The organism is Alkalibacillus silvisoli, from assembly GCF_039521975.1.
Classification (GTDB): Bacteria; Bacillota; Bacilli; order Bacillales; family Alkalibacillaceae; genus Alkalibacillus; species Alkalibacillus silvisoli.
The window spans coordinates 45231-67498 of record NZ_BAAACZ010000009.1 but is presented as its reverse complement, the minus strand read 5'-3'; the positions used below and the strand labels follow the sequence as shown (position 1 = coordinate 67498).

Genomic DNA, 22268 nt, shown 5'->3' with positions numbered 1-22268 from the left:
GTTAGTTTTCACTCAATAATTCAATCTATAACCCTAACACCTTACATACTGAGGTTTCGAACAACGACGTGGTCTTTTTCAAAATAATCCCTTAATACCTCTAAGCTTTCCCCATTAATTACAATATCAAACTGAGGTGAAAGCTTAAAAACCTTTCTATAACTTAAAGAGTAAACAGCAATGGGTGATGTACCAGAAAACTGATTACTAACCGTTTTAATATAGTTCAGTTGTTCTGTTTCATCGCCTGGAAGTAACTTTATGAATAATTGTTGATGACTGTCTTTAGGAACTGACTCAAAATCAAACGGCTTGATCGACTGAATAATAATTTGTTTACTTCCCTGCCTCTCATCGATTTTACCATAAACTTGTACCATTTGTTCCTCAGATAATTCGCGCCCTACTTCCCGGTATAATTTAGGAAAGATGACACAGCCAATATCACTCGTCTCATCTTCTAATGTTAAAAACGCCATTTGCTCACCTCTTTTAGTGCGTATTGGCTTTAACCGACTAATTGAAGCGATTAATTGATGTTGACTTTTTAACTTTTGCTTTACAACTTGACTTATAGTTTGATTACCTTGTCTAGTTAAAGTTCTTCTAATACGACTTAAAGGGTGCTCACTAATTCGGAATCCCATAACTTCCTTTTCCATACTTAACTCCTTTAAGATAGGGAAAGAATCTACATCTGTATACTCTACTTCGATATTAAATAAGTCATCATCCCAGCTGAATTGGTCATCCATAGCTGAAAATAATTCACCCTGGTCCATCGCCTGAACGATCGAGGCTAACAATTGAGCGCGATTCGGATGAATATCATCTAAAGCTCCTACAACAATTAAAGATTCTATGATCGGTCGATTAACGACTTGTAATGAGACACGCTGGCACAAATCAAACAAACTTCTAAATTGCTTTTGTTTTCTAGCACGAATAATCTCTTCGTAAGCCTGCTTACCAAACCCTTTAACCGCTAATAATCCAAACCTTATGGTGTTAGAATCTTTAACAGTAAATTTACCAAAACTTTCATTTATCGATGGTGGGAGCACTTTTAATCCAATTTGCCTAGCTTCTTTCATATATCGTTCTAATTTATTTGAATCATGCATCATAGATGTTAGGAGTTCAGCATAAAAATACGCCGGAAAATTAGCTTTAAAATAGGCGATCTGGTATGAAATCATAGAGTATGCAACAGCGTGACTTTTGTTAAAACCATAATCAGCAAACCGTTCAACCCAATCAAAGATCTGCTCTGATACCGCTAGGTCGTATCCCCTTTTAGTTGAACCATTTATAAAAGCACTTCTTAGCCTGTCGATTGATCCTCGGTCTTTTTTACTTATAGCTCGCCGTAACAAATCAGCTTGACTCAGTGAAAAACCTGCTAATCGACTAGCAATTTGCATAATTTGTTCTTGATATATTAATACACCAAATGTTTCTTTTAAAACAGGTTTTAAATCGTCATGAACATATTCAGTCGGACTTTTACCATGCTTGCGTTCTGAGAAGGTCTCGATAAATTGCATTGGACCAGGTCGATAAAGTGAAATTACAGCCACAATATCCTCAAATGTAGTCGGTTTGATTGAACGCAATGCACTTTTCATACCATCAGATTCTAGTTGGAAAACACCGGTTGTAAACCCTTTCTGTAACAGTTTAAACGTTTTTAGATCTTGTTGTGGGATTTGATTAAGTGTTAGGGTCTTTCCCTCGCGTTCATTAATTTGCTTCATCATTCTTTCGATTAGTGTTAAGTTTCTTAACCCTAGGAAGTCCATCTTCAAAAGCCCTAGCGATTCTAATTCATTCATCGGAAGTTGAGTTAATAATACACCATCATCCCCATTAAACATTGGCACTCGCCCAAGAAGGGGTTGATCACTAATAATAACCCCTGCTGCATGAACAGAATGGTGGCGTGGTAAGCCTTCTATTACCATAGCAGCTTGAAACATTTTAATTAATGTATCGGATTGTTTAATATACTGCTTTAAACCCTCATTATTTATGACTACTTGCTTAAGAGATGTCATTTGTTGAGGGAGTTGTTTTAATAAATATGTTAATTGCTCTTTTTTAATCTGAAATACTTTACTTAATTCACGAATCGCTGACTTAGCCTGAAAAGTCCCAAATGTAATAATCTTAGCGACATGGTCTTGGCCATATTTTCTTTTGACATAATGTAATACTTCATCTCGACGATAATCAGAAAAGTCAATATCAATATCAGGCATTGATTGTCTTTCTGGATTTAAAAATCGTTCAAATAATAAGTCATGCTTAATTGGGTCTACCTCGGTAATATTTAGTAAATAAGCAACGATAGAACCAGCTGCTGAACCACGACCAGGACCTGTTAATATATCAGATTGTTTCGCATATTTAACTAGATCCCAAACAATTAAAAAGTAATCAGCGAATTCCATGCTATTGATTATGGAAAGCTCGTGGAGAAGGCGAGATTCCGCTGCTTTCTGTTGTTCGTCACCATATTTTAATTGTAATGCTTTATAACAAATGTCACTTAACATGGCCACAGAAGTTTGGTTCTCTTGTTCTTTAGGAAATGTCGGTAATGTGAACCATTTTTGTGACATCGATATGTGACATTTAAAGGCAATATCATTTGTTCTTTTAATAGCCTCTTTCCATTCTTGAGTAAATGACTGATCGTATTCTTCTAGTGTCTTTAAATATGTTGCTGAATCCGCTGTTGAAGCATTTTGTTGGATCGTTGCATTATGCTTAATCGCTTTTAATGCGTCATATCCAATTCGATCTTTACCTTCAACATAACGGACATCATCTGTAACAACCGAGTGGTCAAGATATTGTGATCCTTCATTATGTAACCATGTTATAACATGACCTTGTTGATTCGGTTGAACATTAATGTACCACTGTTCAAAAGACTCATCGACTAACTCTACTAACTGAGCTAACCGGTTAAATTCAGATAAATATATTAATTCTTCCATAAAAGTGTTGTAAAAAGAAATAATTGGAATGATATCTTCTAAATTAGCTAAATCTTTCAAAGTTAGCTTTTTCCCATTAACATGTAAATCATTTGTTAAACGAACTAACGATTGATACCCTTTTTCATCTTTAGCCAATAAGATAAAACGAGCAGGGCGTTGTTCATCTGGCAAATAAACAGAACAAGTCATGCCTAATATTGGCTTAATACCGTATTGTTCACACAGTTTCACAAATTGATATGAACCATGCAACACTTCTTCATCAGTTAAAGCAAGCGCCTTAAACTGCTTCTCACTTGCCTTTTTTACTAACTTTTCTATATTAACTGCACTTTGCATTAACGTATAACTACTATGTACTTGTAAATGAACAAAGTCCATCAATATTCACCTTCAATCATGTGAATCTATTTTAGTCTATAACTTTATTATATCTAACAAACATATAAGTTGAAATCATTCACATATAAAAGCTTCAAAAAACATATAGTTTATAAGACAACTTGTACACTGAAAGGTAGTAGATCATATGGAAGAACGATTTATAGCCTCAATTATCAAATGTTTCTTCATAGCTTTTGGCGTATTAACAGGTGGAGCATTATTTGGCAGTTTAAGTGCATACTTAACTGGACAACCACCAATTTCTGAAATGCTATTAGCAGCGAAAAAGTTAAGAATTTGGGCAATTGTAGCTGCAATAGGTGGTACATTTGATGCTATTTCAACTTTTGAAAAAGGTATATTTGAAGCATCTACTGTAGATTTATTCAGACAAATTTTACTAATCATCACTGCTATGGGCGGTGTTAAATCTGCTCTCATGTTAATAAGCTGGATTACTCAAGGGGACATTTAATATGCATATTCCCCCATTTTATAAAAAGACAAAATGGCAAGCTTTCTTTATTGGGATCTTAACTGGAGTTGTTATTGGGTATATGTTTTTCCTATACGTATATGGTCAACATACAGAAAGGTGGATTGAAGATAATTTAGCCATACGGAATGAATTAAACCAAGTACAACAAGAAAATGAGTTATTAAAGCAAGATAAGGATGATTTAAACCGGGCAAACGAAAGACGATTGACAATTCAAGACATCGAGTTAGAATGGAGTAACTCTGATGAAATTGACCTCGACCGTTTCACCTTACACGAATTAAATGAAAACGTCCTACAAGAACTACAAACTATAATGGGAAGAAACATTGAGTCAGTATCTGAACAAAGAGAGTTATTAATGAGGACAATCGAAAACAAAGTTTATGATATTAGAGACATTCAATATGAATTAGAAGTAAGGCATATCACGATCTCTCCTACACTCATCATTACAATTGATACCCATATTACAGGATCATAACGACATTTCAGCAACATATTTTGACGTATTTATGAAAGTTTTGTCAAAAAAGCTATATTTCTAAAGTATTGGGTTACAATATAGTTAGACCCATTTAACTTTTTTGTGGGTGATTTACAAAAGAGGTGAGTGTTATATGTTTGTTGTTTGTAAAACACGTGTTGCAAACGAGAAGGTTGATCGACTTTTGAACGGCTACTCTGCTTATGCAGAAACTGAAGAACTCATCCGATTAGTGAAGCGCAGAATTTATTCTAACAATCTAGATATTTATGAAGATCAAACTGATATTGGTTGCTGGTTTATTCCACGAAACTAATAATACTTATTGGAGACACCACACATAGGCGTGGTGTCTTCGTTTTTGAGCTCTAACACAACACAATTTAGAGCTTAAGATAGGATGCTTATTTTAATCAAGTTCATTGCTTTTGGCCACGTTCAGTGAGGACTTATTAAAACCTTCATGAAGGGTTATTTTCAAAATTTAAGCAAACTTGGTCTAAAGCCTTAACCATCTCATCCGCTTCTTCCCAACTAAATACTTTGGCACCTGAGGCCATGGGGTGACCACCGCCATTAAACTTTGCCGCGACCTCGTTAATTACAGGGCCTTTTGATCTTAACCTGACTCTAATTACACCTTCTTCCTCAACGAAGAACACCCACGCATGAATACCTTTTATATCACCAGCAATACTGACAAAAGTATGTGTTTCATCTGCTGAAACCTCATATCGATCAAGTAAATCTTTGGGTAACTTAAAAACAGCTAAACCACTTTCACGTGGCTCTATTGAACTAAGTAATTCACCCTTAAACTTAGCAATGTTTAAAGATACTTGATACATATTGTCATACAACGCTTTACGATCAAAATTGTACGTTACTAACTCTTGTGCGGCATTAAAGGTACGCTCAGTCGTACTTGGGAATAAAAACCGGCCAGTATCTCCAACAATGCCCGCATATAAAAGCCTCGCTACTTCTTTATTTAATTTCCATCCATCAGATTTACCTTCTAAATATAACTCATAAATCATTTCACTTGTTGAAGAAGCTTCTGTATCCACCCACATTAAATCTCCATACGGTTCACGGTTTGGGTGATGATCAATTTTAATTAATTTGTCTCCTTGTGTATAACGTTGATCACATATTCTTTCTTCATTGGCTGTATCACAAACAATAACAAGAGCACCTTCGTATTTCTCATCTGGCATTTCATCCAAACGTGCCAAGTAATTTAAAGAAGGATCCTCTTCACCAACAACGTATACCTTTTTATTTGGGTAAGTCGCTTCGATCATTTTAGCTAACCCGACTTGGGAACCGTAAGCATCTGGGTCAGGTCTAACATGTCTATGGATAATAATGGTATGATATTGATTGATCGAATTGATAATTTTTTCTTTCACAGTAAGCATCCTTTCTATCGCAATACACTAGCATTTTAAATAAAAAATCGTTACAATAGATTCGAGCTGAAGAACAATAAAGGAGAGTTAACTTTGCCAATATTAATTAGCATCTTTGTCGTATCCATTGTTTTATATTTATATTTCAAAGTAAGAATTTTAAATTATAAAAATCCATTATATATGCACTACACCAATGGTAAAGCACGCATTGCCTTAGGGCTGTTTATTTCTACTTTTGGAATGAATCAATATGCTCATTATCAATCTCAATTTGCTCTATTTATTACCATTATATTTTTAGCGTTAGGTGTAGCTCAAATTGTATATGGGTATAAAATATTCAAACATTATCGTCAAGAAATTTTAAAAGCTGAGGCAGCAGGTGACCTAGGCTAACGATTAATAAACTGAGTCATTACCATTGCTTTTCCAACCAATTCGTTATCAGACAATACTTGAACATCGATCTTAGCAAACTTTCGACCATGTTCCAGTATCTCTGGCAATACACTTAATTGACTTCCAATTTGGACAGGTTTCATGAAGAAGATTGATAAGTTTTCAATCACCATGTCACCTGTTTTTTCTTTTTTCATCGTTTGATTACAAGCCTCTGTTACTAACGAGGCAAAAACACCATATGACAATGTTCCTAATTGATTTGTCATTTGAGGTGTTATTTCGGTTGAGAATTCATTTAGATCTCCATGAGAGTATAGCTGCTTATGAATTAAATCATCAATTGTTTCCCCAATTTGCGGTTGGCGTTGACTACTTTGTAGACCTTTAATGACATCTTGGCGACTAATTACCCCTTGGAATGTATAACCCTCATCAACTACTGGCATCATTTCAATGCCTTGCCATACCATAGTATGCGCAGCACTTGCTAAAGAAGTCGTTACTTTAGTAACAATAGGCTTTTTTGTCATAACTTTTTCTATCTTCAAATCAATTCGTTTATTAATGATATCCTTCGATGTCACAACTCCCACAACCTGGTTTTGTTTATTGACAACAGGATACCGGCTATGTTTCGTTTGGTCGTTTAATGCATGCCATGTTGAAACTAAATCATCTTCATACAAGACATGAGTCTCATCAATTGGTGTATAAATGTCATCAATGATCACTATTTCTTTTTTGATTAATTGGTCATAAATAGCCCGGTTAATCATGGCAGCGACTGTAAACGTATCATATGAACAAGAAATCACCGGTAATTCGTAGCGATCGGCTAAGCCTTTGACATAATCTGTTGTATCAAAACCACCTGTAATTAATATTGCAGCTCCGGCATTTAACGCTTTCTCTTGCGCCTTAACACGGTTACCAACGATTAATAGCGAGCTTTTTTCGGTATATTTCATCATTGCTTCTAGCTTCATAGCACCAATGACGAATTTATTTAACGTTTTATGCAAACCGCTTCTTCCACCTAATACTTGGCCGTCAATGATATTTACCACTTCAGCGAAAGTAAGTTTCTCAATGTTTTCTTTTCGTTTTTGTTCAATTCGAATCGTCCCTACACGCTCAATCGTACTAACATAGCCAATATTCTCTGCTTCTTTAATCGCACGGTAAGCAGTACCTTCACTAACATCTAACTCTTTTGCAACTGCTCTGACTGAGATTTTCATCCCAACTGGCAGCGATTCTATGTAATTCAAAATTTGTTCATGCTTTGTACTCATCCGAATCACCCAATTTCTTCCGCATTCATATATAGCTACTATTATACCTTCTGTTATATAGTTGAGCAATTTCCCTTTGTTATACGATAAAAAAATTAATAAGAAAACAACAATAATGGAGTAGATACAGCCAACCTCATTAATAAAACCATTCGCGACGTTAAACCATCACGAACGGTTTTATTCTTCAATTTAAAGATGGGCTAAGTATTATAACTCTAATTCATCACCAGGCTTCATGACATGACCAACACCAGATTGTAATGAATGAACAAACGCTTCACCATCTTGGTCTATTAACGGGAACGTGTTGTAGTGAACGGGTACCACTTTATCAGCTTTAATCCAATCAGCTGCTAATTTCGCATCTTCTGGACCCATTGTAAAGTTGTCTCCTATTGGTAGGAACGCTAAATTAATCTCATTTAAGTCACCAATTAATCTCATATCAGAGAATAATGCGGTGTCACCGGCATGGTATATTGTTTTATCTTCAATAGTTAATAGAATACCAGCTGGCATACCTGTATACACGATAGTACCATCTTCTTCATCATAAGATGAGCCATGGAAAGCTTGTGTTAATTTCACATGACCGAAGTCAAATTGATGACCTCCTCCAATATGCATTGGGTGAGTATTTAACCCTTTATTTCCTAAGTAAGTAGCTAATTCAAATGGTGCAACCACTAGAGCATCGTTCTTTTTAGCAATTTGTTCTGTATCACCTACGTGGTCATTATGTCCGTGAGTTAATAAGATGACATCAGCTTTTAAGCCCTCAACCTCTAAATCACAAGAATCATTTCCAGAAATAAATGGATCAATTAAAATCGTATGGTTCGGTGTTTCGACTTTTACTACTGAATGGCCATGAAAAGATACTTTCATCACAATCAACCTCCTGAATTTTTAAAATTTTTCTTAAGTAATTACTTCTCTATCATTCATTTATTTCCCTTTATCCGTTAAGATAACACATATAGGATAAACTTTTTAGGGGTGAAAATTATGGAGAATAGAATTAATCGATTGATTGAAAGGTTAAAGGAAAATGATTTTGAAGGGATTTTTATTACTTCAAAAGCTAATGTATTTTACTTTAGTAATCTCTATGCTGAAGCGCATGAACGTTTGATTGCTTTATACATAGATGTTCATGGAAGGAAGGTAATTATTGCTCCTGCTTTAGAATTAGAAGATATTAAAAATGCTGGTTGGACAGATGAGACGATTACTTATTTTGATCACGAAAACCCTTGGGTAAAAATTGGAACATGGTTAGAAGATGCCAATGGAATTCCTCTTAACATCGCCGTTGAAGAAGACCATTTAAATGTTGAACGCTTTAAACAGATTCAAAGTTTAATGGGAAGTGGACAAGTCGTACACGCTCAGAAGCTATTAAATGAATTAAGAGTCATCAAAGATGAGGAAGAAGCTAAAATTTTGGAAGAAGCGGCTCGTTTTGCGGACTTTGGTATTGAGACAGCTTTCAGCCATATTAAACCTGGTAAAACAGAACTAGAAATCATTGCTGAAGTCGAATACGCATTAAAAGAAAAAGGAATCAGACATATGTCATTCTCGACTCTTGTTTTATCAGGTGCTAAAACTTCAGCACCACATGGTACACCAAGCACTAAAGTGATTGAAGACGGTGACTTTGTTTTAATGGACCTCGGCGTTGTTTATAATGGTTACTGCTCAGACATTACACGTACTGTAGCTGTCGGCAACATCGATTATAAATATAAAGAAATTTATGAAACTGTTTTAAAAGCGCAAGAAAAGGCACTTGAAGTATGTGAAGTAGGTACACCACTCGGCCATATTGACCAAGCTTGCCGTCGAGTGATTGAAGATGCTGGCTACGGGGAATACTTTACACACCGGGTTGGACACGGTATTGGAATTGACGTTCATGAATTCCCGTCAATGGCTTCTAATAATGAAGCCCCACTACAAGTTGGAATGGCCTTTACTATTGAACCTGGAATATACGTACCAGGAGTTGGTGGAGTTAGAATTGAAGATGATGTGTTAATGACTGAAGATGGTCCAAGGAGGCTTACTCAATATCCAAAACAGTTAAAAATGCTTTAATTAACAACGAGGATGGGACAAAAGGATCGGTATAAAATCCGAACTACTAAAATTTGATGAATGCTAAGCAACCATTGAAAATTAGTAAATCGTTCGTCTTTATACTCCTTTAAGTTTATATCCCATCCTCAGTTTATAAATAATTGGCTCTATTAAACAGATCCACTTCAAATCTGCTTTTGTTGGTCTACATCTACACTAGAGAAATCCGGTTCGTCTAAAAAGCATCCAGCCTAACGTGAATACAATTACAATAACGGGCTTCAACAGAGCTTAAATTAAAACCTATAATAAATCATTTAAATCTTTATAGTCTAAATCATGAGCGCTAGCTACGGCTTTATATGTAACATAGCCATCTAAAGTGTTAACCCCTTTAGAAAGGTTAGCATTATCTAATACCGCTTGTTTAAATCCTTTATTTGCTAATTGTAATGCATAAGGAACTGTGACGTTCGTTAAACCAATCGTTGACGTTCTAGGAACAGCACCAGGCATGTTCGCTACAGCATAATGAAGAACACCATGTTTCTCATAAGTAGGATCGTCATGTGTTGTAATACGATCAACCGTTTCAACAATACCACCTTGGTCAACAGCTACATCAACAATGACAGAACCTGGAGTCATTTGTTGAATCATTGCATCGGTAACAAGCTTAGGTGCTTTAGCGCCTGGAATTAGTACGGCACCAATAAGTAGATCTGAATGTTTTACGTGTTCTTCGATATTTAATGGGTTAGACATCACTGTTTTAATTTGATTACCAAAAATATCATCTAGTTCACGTAGACGTTCAGGACTTAAGTCAATGATCGTTACATCAGCACCTAACCCGACTGCAATTTTAGCAGCGTTCGTACCAACTACACCGCCACCAATAATAGTTACTTTACCACGTGATACTCCTGGAATTCCACTTAACAGAATACCTTTACCGCCACGTGATTTTTCTAAAAATTGTGCACCAATTTGAGAAGACATACGTCCAGCGACTTCACTCATTGGTGTTAATAATGGTAATGTCCCTTGGTTTGATTCAACTGTTTCATACGCAATCCCGACTACTTTTTTCTCAGTTAAAGCTTTTGTTAATTCAGGCTCTGCGGCCAAGTGTAAATAAGTAAATAAAATTAATCCTTCATAGAAGTAATCATACTCTTCAGGTAATGGCTCCTTTACTTTCATAACCATCTCCTGACTCCAAGCCTCTTTCGCTGTTGAAACGATCGTTGCACCAGCTTCTTTATATTGCTCATCAGTGAAATTTGAACCTTCACCTGCGTTTGTCTCTAAATAAAGTTCATGACCCGCTTTTATTAAACTCATAACCCCCGCAGGAGTCAATGCGACACGGTTTTCATTATTTTTTATTTCCTTAGGTACTCCAATTCTCATAACTAATCCTCCTACATTTATTAATATATATTTTATGTAACCGCTTTTACTATAACATGATTACAAAAAAAGTGGAAACTGATTTATAAATGACGATGAATAACGTCTAATCCGCCAGTCACTTCAACGACAGAACCTGTAATCATATCCGAATCTTCGTCACTTAAATAACCGACTACTCTCGCGATATCCTCACCTGTTCCTGGTCTACCAATTGGTGTTTCAGTTGTTGTGATCTTCTTACTGCTTACAATGTTTGCTTCTTTCATTTCGTCAATGACTTTACCTGGAGCAACCATGTTAGCGGTAATTTTGTTTTCTGCTTCTTCTAGTGCAACTGTCTTCATTAAGGATGCTAAACCAACCTTTGCTGAGGCAAAAGCGGAACGATAAATCCACCCAGAGCTGTGGTCTACACCTTGAAATCCTAAGAAAACAATTCGTCCATATTGCTGAGATCGCATGATGGGTAGGCATTTTTTAAGTAAATAAAAAGAAGCATCTAAGTTCCCTCTAACCATCTCATGCCACTCTTGTTCAGTATAGTCAAACAGCTTTTTTCTTTCAAAGATATAAGGTCCAGCATTACTAATTAAACAATCAATTCGTCCAAATCGTTTATAAGCACCATCAATTGCCTGGTTAATGGTCGAAACGTTCATCGTATCTAAATGCTCAATATGTAATTGATGTTTATGTTCAGGAAATTCCTCTAAAAGCTCTTCAGCTTTAGCTTGATCGTGACGATATGTTGCAGTCACACTATACCCTTTGTTCAAAAAGTGTTCTGTCATCTTTTTTCCTAAACCTTTAGTTCCAGCTGTTATAATAGCATGTCTCATATTAAGGCCTCCAATCATACTATGATGACCTTCCATAAATTAATTTTACCATGATTATTTTCGAAAATGAACGAAACAAGTTCAAACTCTATATTTATATTAGTATGAATATTCTGATAATGATGGTACAATAGACGTACCAAGACAAGGAGGTGTCTATATGGCATTTGAATATCATGACATTGTCATAGCAGTAGATGGTTCTAAAGCATCGGACTTTGCTTTTCAAAAAGCAATCGACATCGCCAAACGTAATCATGCCAAATTAATTATTTCTCACGTTGTTGACACCCGGGTTTATTCAACGATTGAAGCATACGATCGTAGCGTGTCAGACCGAGTACAAAATGACGCACTTGAGCTGATAAAAACTTATCAGACCCGAGCAGAAGAAGCTGGTGTTGACAACGTGGTGACTGACCTTGAACATGGTTCACCAAAAGTAAAAATCGCAAAAGAAGTGGCCCCACGACACAATGCAGATTTAATAATATGCGGAGCCACAGGAATGAATACAGTAGAGCGTTTTTTTATCGGAAGTGTATCAGAGCACATCACTAGATATTCTAAAGTCGATGTTTTAGTCATTAGACCTGAAATGGGTAAATGAGATAAACGTAAAAAAATTGGGGGATAACCCCAATTTTTTATGATTTTTGAATAAAACGATATTGGTAAAATCGTTTAGCAAAATCACTTATATCTTTAGCTGTTTTGTAATTAACAGTTGCACCAATTCCTACACTAATTAAAGGAACACCTTGAAACAATTTTTTGCGAAACATTATAATCGCTAATGTCTTAAAGATATTTTTTAACGGTTGTTCTATCCACGTTTTGTTCGTCAGTTGCTTTTCTTGTGACATAAGGGAATCATACTTGTCAATATCATGCTTTAAATTTTGCCAAGCTTCATATTGAAGTCTTTTAGGGAGAGCTCCGGCGTGAAGTACTTTAAGGGCGATCAACATTTCAATTGGGTTGTGCATGTTATAACCATAACAAGTTCCTATCAATTGGACTGTTCTTAAATTTAGGCCAATCATCAAGGGCAGGTCCACTCCAAGTAAGAGCCAGCCACCTGCACCAGATACTCCTCCTTGGACAAAGGCATAAACACGATTTCTGGCCACTTGTTGGTCTGTTAAATAATTTAATTTTTCAATTGACAGGTGCCTTAAATCTTCAATTTTCTCTACATGCTCATCATATGTTCTCCCTACTTGGAGAATTCGATTATAAGATTCGTTTTGAGCATTTGTACCTTGTAAAAAGGTGTAAGTATAGAGTAACCATTGATCTACGCTATCGAAGAATTTACTTTGTACACGTTTGGGTAATTTATTAAATTGGTCTTGAACCCATATTTCATAAACCTTTTCAAAGTCATTCGAAACATAAGAAGCAACTTCTTGTTCAAAGCGCATTATCTCCGTTAAGACGCGTTTTTCTCCCATAAAACACGACTCCTTTTTTATCGATCATTCTTAAACCATTGATCAATTTGAGTGATGACATTATTAGTCGCTTCAACATCTTTAAATGAGGGTAATTGTGCGAGCATTACTTTTCTAGGGTCCCTAGTTTGAGGGCCTTTCTTTTGTAATATTAATATGCTTCTTGAAAATTTTTCATTTTGGAACATCGATTTCGGTAGTTCTAATACACCTACAATGTGTACATGCTCTTTTAAGTAAGATTGAAGCTGGTCTTTTTGCTCACTTTCAAAAAGAAAGCTTGGTACTACAAAAAATAAGTAACCTGCTTCCTTAGTATATTTAATGCTTTGCTCGATAAAGAGATGATGTGCAAAAGAGTGACCTTCTTCTGCTTTTAATTCATAAGAGCTCGCTGTATCATCATCAGGATAGTAACCAACAGGTAAATCAGAAGCAATCACATCAACTGGTTCTAAAAGTATAGGCTTCAAGCTATCCTGATGGAAATACTCAATCTCTCGCTCTTGTAGATTAGTGTTGTTGAAAGCTAACCTAATTAATGTTGGATCAACTTCACTTCCGTACGAATCAACCTCCATATTTTGTTGTTGATTCAAAATAGTTAATAATAAGTTACCCGAACCAGATGCTGGGTCAAACAGTCGATATGAATTTTGACCACCTACAAATTTAGTAATGAGATAACCTATAAAAACACCGATCGTCTCAGGCGTGATGTAGTGGTGTTGCTGAGTAGCACCTTTCATCCCTTTTAAAATAGCTAATTGCATCGCCTTCTGCCTAGCTTCACGTTCAAAGTCACTAAACTGAATAGCATTAACCTGATTAGTTAATTGAGTACGATAATTGGGTTCAAGGTCTTCAGGGACCTGTTGTTCAAAAAGTAAATTACTAGCTGCAATTAATGCTTCAATGTAAGGTGTATTTTCTTCTTGCTCAATAATAGACGTTGTCTCGTCTAACCAATTGAACAAGCTATCAATTTGTTGCTCCATTAAAGTCCCTCCGTCATACTTTTCTACACTTTAATTTTAGCAAATTTAACAGGACTTTTATAGCAATAGCTTTTAATCAGGTGTATTCGTTGTTCCATATGGGTTAACATTTTTATTTTGTTGAATCATATGTTGAATTTTCTCAACTGCTTGAGGTGCTAAGTCTATTAGTTTTTCCACTATATGAGTGCCTTCATCAAGATGAACCATTTTAACATCATGTGCTCTAACAATTAAAAAAGCAATCGGCGTAATTGAAACACCACCACCAGCACCACCACCATAAGGCATGTTCGCTGAACCATCACTGGATTCAGATTGACCATTAAATTCACTTCCACCTGATGCAAAACCAAAACCAACTTTTGAAACTGTTAAGATTACAGCTGATTTATCAGGAGTTTCAATCGGATCACCTACAATCGTATTAACATCAACCATCTCTTTTAAATTTTCCATTGCTGTTTCCATCATATTATGAATTGGATGTTCGCTCATTTACATTCCACCTCTTAATTTTTTGATATTGCCATGCTATGGACAGCGCATTACGCATAATTTGACCGATTCTAATCGATAATATACATTCGAGTTCTGATTCCAATGTTGGTTTGTTATAATTGGGAATAACCTTAAACTGTGGTGTTAAATCACTTTTCATTAAAACCGTCATCCAATGGCATCCCATACTTTTAGTTGAATAGGTCATCCCTACTAAAGTAGCTGTTTGATTAGCTGCTTTTACCCCTAATTCACTCACCCAGTGGAAATGGTGTAGGTGAAAGGATTCAATTAACCTTTTAATATGGGGAATGACATCTTTTGTTGTATCAATTACTTTTTGAACAATATGATATTGTTCTTGCATTTCTTTTGGTGTATAGTTCTTCTCTTTATCTGGAGTTTGTACATTAAGCATCTCATCCTTCTCGAATACATCAACTGAAAGATCACTATTAAGGTCGATCACAGGAATGGTTCGTTTAAAAACTTTAAAGTTTAACCATTTCACAGTAATATAGACATCTTTCTGCTTATTTTCATATGTAAGCATGAGCTCCACAGTTACTTTCGTAAATAACACAAATATAACTGTGATCAGAATAATTATTAGAATACCCCCAACAATGACCAACAAACCTCACCTACCTTTGCACCCATTATGTTCAGCAATAATTGGTAAATTATACATAAAAATTAACAAAACTTAGTTAAAGGTAACTCATTACTTAGTGACAAAGGTATAGACTAATATAGCTATAACAATTTAAAAAAGCTCTCAATAAATGGAGAGCTTTAATTCCAAGTAAGGCTGTATTAAGTTAGCTTATATATCGATTGCTTGTAGACACTTCGTCCACCTAAACCGCTACATTTTTTTACATTTATATTACTTAAATAGTATTTGATATTTTAATTGGAACCTGGTTTACCACTACAAAATCGGTAAAGCAGCCGGGATTAAGTTTCCCTAATTCATTTGTACCTTTTAAATTTGAATAAAATGAAAAGGGGCAGTTACTCAATCAACTGCCCCCTCCACCATTCTATACCGGCTGTAAAAACATACACTTTATTAATTAAAGATGTTTTGATCGTTTTTACAACTGACTAGAATGTTTAAGCTTCAATTCACTATTTTATTTTTTTACTTACTGATGCATTTGTTGTTGCGCTTGTTGTACTAAGCGTTTAGTGATCTCGCCACCTACAGAACCGTTAGAACGAGATGTTGAATCTGGACCTAATTGTACACCAAACTCTTGAGCAATCTCAGTCTTCATTTGGTCTAATGCAGCTTGTACACCTGGTACTACTAAGTTGTTAGAGTTGTTGTTAGCCATTTCTTTCACCTCCTCGTTACCTATTTTGAGATAACCAAGGAGAGTTCATACAATGCAAATGATGGAAGTTATAATTTATAACAGTTCATCAATTTCATCGTCTTTTTGTGATTTACTAGCGTTAAATACGACAGTTTCAACACCATTGATTGCTTTTTCAATTTCATTAGTAAAATCAATTGGCGCTTCAAACTGATTGACCTTTTCCCTCTTAGGCCTTGTTTTCGGCTGTTTAGGTACAAAGATCGTACAACAATCTTCATAAGGGCGAATAGATATCTCATACGTATCAATTTCTTTAGAAAGGTCAATAATCTCTGTTTTATCCATCGCAACTAACGGTCTAATAATAGGGTAATTTGTGACTTCATTAATTGCGTGCATACTTTCCATCGTTTGACTAGCAACTTGACCTAAACTTTCACCCGTTGCAAGTGATAAAATACCTTTCTGTTCTGCTACCTTTTCACTTATTTGCAACATGATTCGTCGCATAATCGTCATACCATAATTTTCAGGTGCTTCTTTAAAAATCTTTTGTTGGATTTCAGTGAAAGGGACTAGGTGCAATTTCACTTCTCCACCAAATTTCGTTAAAGTTTGTGCTAAATCTTCCACCTTTTGTTTAGCGCGCTCTGAAGTAAATGGTGGCGAATGAAAATGAATCGCTTCTAATTTAACCCCGCGCTTCATTGTTAAGTAACCAGCTACAGGGCTATCAATTCCACCTGACATTAATAGTAATGTTTTTCCTGTAGAACCAACAGGCAAACCACCTTTACCTGGAATTTTTTTAGCTGTAATATAAGTTGCATCATGACGAATTTCAACTCTAATATCAACATCAGGATTATGGACATCTACTTGCCAATTATCAGTATTCGTTAATAAATGACCACCTAACACTTGATTCATTTTCTGAGAGCGAACCGGGAAGTGTTTATTTGGTCTTTTACAAGTAATTTTAAAGGTTTGGCCTTGGTCTTGATTTAACGCTTCAAGTGCCGCTTGTTTAATTTTCTCTTCATCGTTTTCCACTTTCATTGCTAAGCTAAAAGACTGAATCCCAAATATATCTTTACACTTATTAATAATTGGTTGTGGGTCTTCCCCATCTAACAATATATACATATGGTCACGCTTCCCCTTAATAGAAAGGTGTGGGTAGTTTTTTAAAGCGCGTTGTACGTTAGACCTTAATGTATTAATAAAAAACTTCTGATTTTTACCTTTTAAAGCTAATTCTCCATAGCGAATTAAGATATGATCAAATTTCATTGTAATTACCCCATTATTTTTTCGTACTTTGACATAATATTTCTAAAAGCTTGAATAAAAGCTTCAATATCTTCCTTTGTTTGATGGTTATTCATGCTCACTCTTACAGCTGTTGAAGCATCACTTTCTGCCTTACCACAAGCCAATAGTACGTGGCTCGCTTCATTTTGACGTGACGAACAAGCAGACTTAGTTGACACGACTATACCTTCATCACTGAATGCATGTATTAAGACTTCAGGTTTAAAGTTTTGTACTGAAAAATTAATAATATGATGAGCCCCAGTTTCTGAAGAATTAATCATCACTTTTTTATAACTTTGAAGTTCATTAATGATAGTTTGCTTTAAACTTTTTAGTTGATGATAATTTTTTGCATCTTCCATCGATAAACGCATTGCTTTAGCTAAAGCTACAGCATTAGCGACATTTTGTGTTCCCGGCCTGTAACCATCTTCTTGTGAACCACCATGCTGTAATGGCATTAAATTCACTTGGCCTTTCTTTATTAAACAACCCGATCCTTTAAGCCCATGAATTTTGTGACCAGATATAGTGATGAGATCAATCCCTTTATGGTTATAAGGGATTGAGATTTTACCAAAGCCTTGGACATGGTCAACATGAAACATTACTTTAGGGTAATCTTGCAGTACATTGGCGATTTCACCAATTGGTTGTACACTTCCAATCTCATTATTAACATGCATCAAAGTCACTAATATTGTGTCTTTACGGATTACTTTCTTTAATTGCTCAACAGATACTTCCCCTTTTCTATTGACTGGTAAATACGTCACTTCATACCCTACCTTTTCTAAATGGCGGCATGCTTCTAAAACTGAGGGGTGTTCAATTTGAGAAGTAATAATATGACTCCCTCTATTTTGATATTGGAAAGCCACACCTTTAATGGCTAAATTATTACTTTCCGTACCACCTGAAGTATAAATGACTTCATGGCGATCAACTCCTAGTAATGATGCAATTTGAGTTCGAGATTTTTCCAACAGTTCTTCGACTTCTCCGCCCATGCGATGGATCGATGAAGGATTAGCAAAATATTTAGTTGCTACTGTCTGGAAAGCTTTTAAAACATCATCTTGTGGTTTTGTTGTAGCACTATTATCCAAATAAATCATATATGAGACCCCTTTTAATTACTTATCCATCGAATTATCATACCATAATACTATTGTACCATCCAATTATACAGTTTCTTATCAATAAAGAAGAAGCTCTCTCTTAGGATTCAGAGACAGCTTCATCATTTAGCTTAAATATGTCTATTAGTTCATCAATAGACACGTTACTTTCTTGTTCATCTGTGAAGTATTCTCTCCACGGATCTAAAGATGAATCATCAATCGACCGCATTTGGTTTAAAATTTCCTGACTACGTTCAGATGAATACTCCATTTCGTTTTCTCTATTACTTACCTCATCATAAGTACTTGTTTGTAACTCATGGAATACAACTAGCTGGTCTGTTGTTTTATAACTTATAGTTATTTCCTCGGAAATAGGATGGTTTTTGCCAATATATGTCGGTTGATTAATATCAATAAATAAAGTAATTACAACTACCCAAGTAGCTAAAAACAAAATAAAACTTAACGCAACAATGATTCGTTCCATTCCACATCACTCCAGACTAGGAAGCAGTCAATTTCATTTGATGCTCAATCTTTTCAAGCGCTCCTGGCTCAATCTCTTCTAGTGCTTGACCGGCTTGTTCCAAAGCCACTTCATAGTCATAATTTCTAAATTGACCCTCAGCCTCAGCAACCTTGGCAGCTAATACTGGATAACGGCTTCTATATCGGTTAGCATATTGAATCACATATTCTGCAAATTGAGCTTGTTCTATAATTAAATTAGTTTGTTCTACAGCTCTTTCAACGCATTTATCTGCTTCTTCTAAAACTTTTGATACTTCATCCACATCTAAAGGTTGGATGTTCAATTTCTCATTGGATTGATCAATTAAACGACGTCCTTCGTTAACTAAGTCAATAATGTAGTTCGGAATACCAGGTAAGTTACTTTTTTGTAACTTTTGACGGACGTTACTTATTTTTTGTTTTAATTCGTCGATCTGCTCTCTTGAATTTAGTTCATCTTTACGCAAGCTATAAAGATGTGCATCAAACGTTGCCTGCCTCTCTTCCCAAGATCCAAACTCACCTAACCAGTCTTCAAGGTCCACTCTAATCGCTGAGTATAAATGCTCTTCATGCGTAATCATGGATTTTATACGTGTAGCTTTTTTAGATAATTGATCTAATGATTTTTCTAGTTCGTATTGCTCTTCATACTTTTCATCTTTTAAGTGATAATTTTCTTTTACAGCCATGACATTTTCCTTCGTTTTTGAAAAGGACTCATTTGCTTTTTCGATTTTTTCATTTAATAATGCTTCCTTTTGTATAACAAAGTTCTTATCAAAAGCTTCTTTTTCTAATTGGTCATAGATTTCATGCATTCTTGATCTAATTTGATCAATCTTCTCTTGAACGCCGCCACCTTTTCCTTTGTTCAATTGTTCAACTAAAGCTAAAAGTGTTTCATGGTGTGTTTGGATCTCTTTTTCGACTCCTAAGTGCTGAACGCGAAATCCGTCATCACGCATTTCTTTCATACCATTTTGCAGTTGATCTAATTCTTCTGGAATCGTATGTTTACACGTACGATATAAATCAGGGAATACATCAACTTTTTCACTTAAATCACCTAACCTTGATTTTACAGTATGTATAAGTTCCAAAGCTTCTGTATAATTTCCGGAGTTGGTTAAGTCTTCATATTGTTGCATATCGTTTTGTAAATCGTCTAACTCCACTTCAAATACGACTTCAGCTTTACCAAGTTGGTAACCATTTTGTAGAACTTTTTTTCTAACTTCACTTATACGGGGGTGGAGTTTTTCTGCCTCTTCACGACTATCCTGTTCTGAATGAAGTAGACGGTCTACTTCTTCAAAAATATCATCAATTGTTTTTTCAACTTTTGATAATTTTTGTTCGACATTTTTTAAAGTTCGGGACGCTTTACCAAATTTATATTTTTCAGCTGCTTCTTCTGCATCTAATAAAAACTCTTCAATCTCGGTGAACACATAATCATTAATTTTGTCCCACTCATTACGCCATGACTCAAATAGCTCTTCTGTCTCACCTGTTAAATTAAGGTGCCTCACTTTCCCTAGCTCATCTGCCACTTGACGGCTCATTAATTGGACTTTCCATTGCTCCAGCATGTCCACTCTGTTGTATACTTTTTTCCGCATGATGACACCAACTAAAATAAAAGCAATAACAACGATTAGTATACCTATTATGTACTCCATCGAAAGCCCCCTTCACAAAACATTCCCGAGCATATACTTATATACATATAATATCATGTTTAATGCTATATTTGCTAAATAAATTGTAAATTTACTTTAAATTATTTCTTATCTCTCTTATAGACTTTTTTATGGTTATGCTCTGTTAAAGTCCGTTGTTGTTATTGTGATTCGCTTTCGGTGGACGCTTTCACCAAAAGGGCACAAGTGCAACATCTGCTCAAGTCGACCAGGAGTCGCCACCTTCGCTCATCACAATACAACAACTTAGAGCAACCTTTTAAATAATCAACACTAAGCTTTAACAGAGCCTATGGTTAAATAAACCACTTTTTCAAAACATCAATATAAGCATTTACAAACACTTTACGACTATCATCCCAATCGTAAGACTTCTTCCACTCATTTCCATAAGTGAATGGTGCATTAATTAAGCTTTTGAATTGTAAATAAAAAGCCTCTCTCTTCATTTCATTAAATTGATAATGTGATGTAATTTGTTCTGCTATTGTTTTTAAATAATAAGTTTCCTTAGCGACATATGTAGAAAATAATTCTCTTATAAAAATATTGTCTAAAGATAACTCTCTTTGGATAAAACAAGTGAATTGAAAATGACGCTCTTTATAATGTATAATTTCCTCAATTACATGATAAAAGTTATGAGAATTAAGTGGTTGATATTGTTGCATTAGCACCTCAACTAATTCTAAGTAACTTTCGTAATAATCTACTGTCATTTGCTCAAGCAACCCTTGTTTATTCTTAAAATAATAGCTTATTAAAGATACATTAACATTGGCCTTGTCGGTAATAGCACGGGTTGATGTCCCTTTAAAACCATTATAGTAAAACAGCTCACTAGCTGCTCGCATGATTTTTTCTTTACTTGTTATTTCTGACATGCAATCACCTCTTATATGCTGATATTCGACGATTTTAGCAAAAAACCTTTAAAAAATTAATTAAAAAGGAGATTTTTTCAATGTTTGAAGTACAAAATTACAACGGTTCAAAGGAAGGGAATTATGAACAAGTCATCAAACAATTAGATAGTTTGTTAGAAGGTGAAGATAGCATTATTGCAAACTTAGCTAACGCTAGCGCATTATTAAACCAATTTTTAGACCAAGTTAATTGGGTCGGCTTCTACACAATGGAAAATGGTGAACTCGTATTAGGACCTTTCCAAGGATTACCAGCCTGTGTCAAAATTCCAAATGGTAGGGGGGTCTGTGGTACAGCAACAGCTGAACGTACTACACAATTAGTTCCCGACGTACATGAGTTCCCAGGTCATATTGCATGTGATGCTAAAAGCCAATCAGAAATAGTAGTACCGATTATAAAAGAAGATCAAATCTTTGGTGTTCTCGATATCGACGCACCTATTAAAAACCGTTTTGATGAAATTGACCAAAAGTACTTAGAAAAGTTTGTTGAAACACTAACTAAACACATCTAGTATAGTTAACAGATTATATCGGTGAAAGGAATTACTAC

General features: G+C 35.3%; 23 protein-coding genes. 7 read left to right on the top strand and 16 right to left on the bottom strand.

Annotation, left to right across the window (positions count from 1 at the left end; genetic code table 11):
• Window positions 1-41 precede the first annotated feature (41 nt).
• Complete coding sequence (dnaE, locus tag ABDZ63_RS04500; RefSeq protein WP_343782064.1) at window positions 42-3389, bottom strand: DNA polymerase III subunit alpha; 3348 nt, start codon at window positions 3387-3389, stop codon at window positions 42-44.
• Between the two features lie 148 nt (window positions 3390-3537).
• On the opposite strand from dnaE, the gene ytrH reads away from it, so the two are divergent.
• The 3 genes from ytrH to ABDZ63_RS04485 all read left to right on the top strand — a co-directional run bounded on the left by ytrH (window position 3538) and on the right by ABDZ63_RS04485 (window position 4694).
• Entirely contained in the window at window positions 3538-3867 is a 330-nt protein-coding gene (gene ytrH, locus ABDZ63_RS04495; RefSeq protein WP_343782063.1) for a sporulation membrane protein YtrH, read from the top strand.
• 1 nt (window position 3868) lies between these two features.
• Window positions 3869-4375 carry a sporulation membrane protein YtrI gene (gene ytrI / locus ABDZ63_RS04490; protein ID WP_343782062.1) on the top strand — a complete coding sequence of 169 codons (507 nt, stop codon included), beginning with the start codon at window positions 3869-3871 and terminating at the stop codon, window positions 4373-4375.
• A 136-nt stretch (window positions 4376-4511) separates the two neighbouring features.
• On the top strand, window positions 4512-4694 hold the full coding sequence (locus tag ABDZ63_RS04485; RefSeq protein ID WP_343782061.1) for a YtzJ family protein: 183 nt from the start codon (window positions 4512-4514) through the stop codon (window positions 4692-4694).
• 145 nt (window positions 4695-4839) lie between these two features.
• Here ABDZ63_RS04485 and ABDZ63_RS04480 read toward each other — a convergent pair whose 3' ends face one another.
• Window positions 4840-5793: a DHH family phosphoesterase gene (locus ABDZ63_RS04480; protein WP_343782060.1), complete on the bottom strand. Its 954-nt coding sequence runs from the start codon at window positions 5791-5793 to the stop codon at window positions 4840-4842.
• Between the two features lie 93 nt (window positions 5794-5886).
• Between ABDZ63_RS04480 and ABDZ63_RS04475 the strand changes: the two genes are divergently transcribed.
• Window positions 5887-6192 (top strand): YtpI family protein, encoded by a 306-nt coding sequence (locus ABDZ63_RS04475; RefSeq protein ID WP_343782059.1) that lies wholly within the window; start codon window positions 5887-5889, stop codon window positions 6190-6192.
• Here the strand turns inward: ABDZ63_RS04475 and ABDZ63_RS04470 are convergent.
• On the bottom strand, window positions 6189-7493 hold the full coding sequence (locus tag ABDZ63_RS04470; RefSeq protein WP_343782058.1) for a DRTGG domain-containing protein: 1305 nt from the start codon (window positions 7491-7493) through the stop codon (window positions 6189-6191). The two genes, ABDZ63_RS04475 and ABDZ63_RS04470, sit on opposite strands and share 4 nt — an antisense overlap.
• Window positions 7494-7703: 210 nt before the next feature.
• On the bottom strand, window positions 7704-8384 hold the full coding sequence (locus ABDZ63_RS04465; RefSeq protein WP_343782057.1) for a metal-dependent hydrolase: 681 nt from the start codon (window positions 8382-8384) through the stop codon (window positions 7704-7706).
• 120 nt (window positions 8385-8504) lie between these two features.
• Here ABDZ63_RS04465 and ABDZ63_RS04460 point away from each other — a divergent pair, with 120 nt between their 5' ends.
• The gene (locus ABDZ63_RS04460; RefSeq protein WP_343782056.1) at window positions 8505-9599 is read left to right on the top strand and encodes a M24 family metallopeptidase; all 1095 of its coding nucleotides are present in this window, start codon (window positions 8505-8507) and stop codon (window positions 9597-9599) included.
• Window positions 9600-9884: 285 nt separating this feature from the next.
• On the opposite strand, the gene ald is transcribed toward ABDZ63_RS04460, so the two are convergent.
• On the bottom strand, window positions 9885-10997 hold the full coding sequence (gene ald, locus ABDZ63_RS04455; RefSeq protein WP_343782055.1) for an alanine dehydrogenase: 1113 nt from the start codon (window positions 10995-10997) through the stop codon (window positions 9885-9887).
• An 83-nt stretch (window positions 10998-11080) separates the two neighbouring features.
• Complete coding sequence (locus ABDZ63_RS04450; protein ID WP_425541949.1) at window positions 11081-11791, bottom strand: SDR family oxidoreductase; 711 nt, start codon at window positions 11789-11791, stop codon at window positions 11081-11083.
• Between the two features lie 208 nt (window positions 11792-11999).
• On the opposite strand from ABDZ63_RS04450, the gene ABDZ63_RS04445 reads away from it, so the two are divergent.
• Entirely contained in the window at window positions 12000-12449 is a 450-nt protein-coding gene (locus ABDZ63_RS04445) for a universal stress protein (protein WP_343782052.1), read from the top strand.
• A 37-nt stretch (window positions 12450-12486) separates the two neighbouring features.
• On the opposite strand, the gene ABDZ63_RS04440 is transcribed toward ABDZ63_RS04445, so the two are convergent.
• The 10 genes from ABDZ63_RS04440 to refZ form a co-directional block, all read right to left on the bottom strand.
• Window positions 12487-13296, bottom strand: a complete 810-nt coding sequence (locus ABDZ63_RS04440) for an EcsC family protein (RefSeq protein ID WP_343782051.1) — start codon at window positions 13294-13296, stop codon at window positions 12487-12489.
• Between the two features lie 17 nt (window positions 13297-13313).
• A complete protein-coding gene (locus ABDZ63_RS04435) occupies window positions 13314-14294 on the bottom strand; it encodes a class I SAM-dependent methyltransferase (RefSeq protein WP_343782050.1) in 981 nt (326 codons plus the stop codon).
• 72 nt (window positions 14295-14366) lie between these two features.
• Window positions 14367-14792 (bottom strand): GerW family sporulation protein, encoded by a 426-nt coding sequence (ytfJ, locus tag ABDZ63_RS04430; RefSeq protein WP_343782049.1) that lies wholly within the window; start codon window positions 14790-14792, stop codon window positions 14367-14369.
• Complete coding sequence (locus ABDZ63_RS04425; protein ID WP_343782047.1) at window positions 14770-15429, bottom strand: hypothetical protein; 660 nt, start codon at window positions 15427-15429, stop codon at window positions 14770-14772. The genes ytfJ and ABDZ63_RS04425 overlap by 23 nt, the downstream gene beginning before the upstream one ends.
• 517 nt (window positions 15430-15946) lie before the next feature.
• Window positions 15947-16138: an alpha/beta-type small acid-soluble spore protein gene (locus ABDZ63_RS04420; protein WP_343782046.1), complete on the bottom strand. Its 192-nt coding sequence runs from the start codon at window positions 16136-16138 to the stop codon at window positions 15947-15949.
• Window positions 16139-16213: 75 nt separating this feature from the next.
• On the bottom strand, window positions 16214-17416 hold the full coding sequence (gene thiI, locus ABDZ63_RS04415; RefSeq protein ID WP_343782045.1) for a tRNA uracil 4-sulfurtransferase ThiI: 1203 nt from the start codon (window positions 17414-17416) through the stop codon (window positions 16214-16216).
• A 5-nt stretch (window positions 17417-17421) separates the two neighbouring features.
• The gene (locus ABDZ63_RS04410) at window positions 17422-18558 is read right to left on the bottom strand and encodes a cysteine desulfurase family protein (RefSeq protein WP_343782044.1); all 1137 of its coding nucleotides are present in this window, start codon (window positions 18556-18558) and stop codon (window positions 17422-17424) included.
• 103 nt (window positions 18559-18661) lie between these two features.
• Window positions 18662-19054, bottom strand: a complete 393-nt coding sequence (locus ABDZ63_RS04405; protein WP_343782042.1) for a hypothetical protein — start codon at window positions 19052-19054, stop codon at window positions 18662-18664.
• 16 nt (window positions 19055-19070) lie between these two features.
• Entirely contained in the window at window positions 19071-20765 is a 1695-nt protein-coding gene (ezrA, locus tag ABDZ63_RS04400; protein ID WP_343782040.1) for a septation ring formation regulator EzrA, read from the bottom strand.
• 317 nt (window positions 20766-21082) lie between these two features.
• Window positions 21083-21670, bottom strand: a complete 588-nt coding sequence (gene refZ / locus ABDZ63_RS04395; protein ID WP_343782038.1) for a forespore capture DNA-binding protein RefZ — start codon at window positions 21668-21670, stop codon at window positions 21083-21085.
• Window positions 21671-21750: 80 nt separating this feature from the next.
• On the opposite strand from refZ, the gene ABDZ63_RS04390 reads away from it, so the two are divergent.
• Complete coding sequence (locus tag ABDZ63_RS04390; protein ID WP_343782037.1) at window positions 21751-22230, top strand: GAF domain-containing protein; 480 nt, start codon at window positions 21751-21753, stop codon at window positions 22228-22230.
• Window positions 22231-22268: the final 38 nt, after the last annotated feature.

What these genes read in the sequence shown, in the direction of transcription:
- dnaE (WP_343782064.1), bottom strand. Translation starts at nt 3,389, where the DNA reads ATGGACTTTGTTCATTTACAAGTACATAGTAGTTATACGTTAATGCAA.
- ABDZ63_RS04405 (WP_343782042.1), bottom strand. Translation starts at nt 19,054, where the DNA reads ATGGAACGAATCATTGTTGCGTTAAGTTTTATTTTGTTTTTAGCTACT.
- ABDZ63_RS04390 (WP_343782037.1), top strand. Translation starts at nt 21,751, where the DNA reads ATGTTTGAAGTACAAAATTACAACGGTTCAAAGGAAGGGAATTATGAA.
- ytfJ (WP_343782049.1), bottom strand. Translation starts at nt 14,792, where the DNA reads ATGAGCGAACATCCAATTCATAATATGATGGAAACAGCAATGGAAAAT.
- ABDZ63_RS04435 (WP_343782050.1), bottom strand. Translation starts at nt 14,294, where the DNA reads ATGGAGCAACAAATTGATAGCTTGTTCAATTGGTTAGACGAGACAACG.
- ABDZ63_RS04460 (WP_343782056.1), top strand. Translation starts at nt 8,505, where the DNA reads ATGGAGAATAGAATTAATCGATTGATTGAAAGGTTAAAGGAAAATGAT.
- ABDZ63_RS04440 (WP_343782051.1), bottom strand. Translation starts at nt 13,296, where the DNA reads ATGGGAGAAAAACGCGTCTTAACGGAGATAATGCGCTTTGAACAAGAA.
- ytrI (WP_343782062.1), top strand. Translation starts at nt 3,869, where the DNA reads ATGCATATTCCCCCATTTTATAAAAAGACAAAATGGCAAGCTTTCTTT.
- ABDZ63_RS04450 (WP_425541949.1), bottom strand. Translation starts at nt 11,791, where the DNA reads ATGACAGAACACTTTTTGAACAAAGGGTATAGTGTGACTGCAACATAT.
- ABDZ63_RS04445 (WP_343782052.1), top strand. Translation starts at nt 12,000, where the DNA reads ATGGCATTTGAATATCATGACATTGTCATAGCAGTAGATGGTTCTAAA.
- refZ (WP_343782038.1), bottom strand. Translation starts at nt 21,670, where the DNA reads ATGTCAGAAATAACAAGTAAAGAAAAAATCATGCGAGCAGCTAGTGAG.
- ald (WP_343782055.1), bottom strand. Translation starts at nt 10,997, where the DNA reads ATGAGAATTGGAGTACCTAAGGAAATAAAAAATAATGAAAACCGTGTC.
- ABDZ63_RS04485 (WP_343782061.1), top strand. Translation starts at nt 4,512, where the DNA reads ATGTTTGTTGTTTGTAAAACACGTGTTGCAAACGAGAAGGTTGATCGA.
- ABDZ63_RS04470 (WP_343782058.1), bottom strand. Translation starts at nt 7,493, where the DNA reads ATGAGTACAAAGCATGAACAAATTTTGAATTACATAGAATCGCTGCCA.
- ABDZ63_RS04410 (WP_343782044.1), bottom strand. Translation starts at nt 18,558, where the DNA reads ATGATTTATTTGGATAATAGTGCTACAACAAAACCACAAGATGATGTT.
- ABDZ63_RS04465 (WP_343782057.1), bottom strand. Translation starts at nt 8,384, where the DNA reads ATGAAAGTATCTTTTCATGGCCATTCAGTAGTAAAAGTCGAAACACCG.
- thiI (WP_343782045.1), bottom strand. Translation starts at nt 17,416, where the DNA reads ATGAAATTTGATCATATCTTAATTCGCTATGGAGAATTAGCTTTAAAA.
- ytrH (WP_343782063.1), top strand. Translation starts at nt 3,538, where the DNA reads ATGGAAGAACGATTTATAGCCTCAATTATCAAATGTTTCTTCATAGCT.
- ezrA (WP_343782040.1), bottom strand. Translation starts at nt 20,765, where the DNA reads ATGGAGTACATAATAGGTATACTAATCGTTGTTATTGCTTTTATTTTA.
- ABDZ63_RS04420 (WP_343782046.1), bottom strand. Translation starts at nt 16,138, where the DNA reads ATGGCTAACAACAACTCTAACAACTTAGTAGTACCAGGTGTACAAGCT.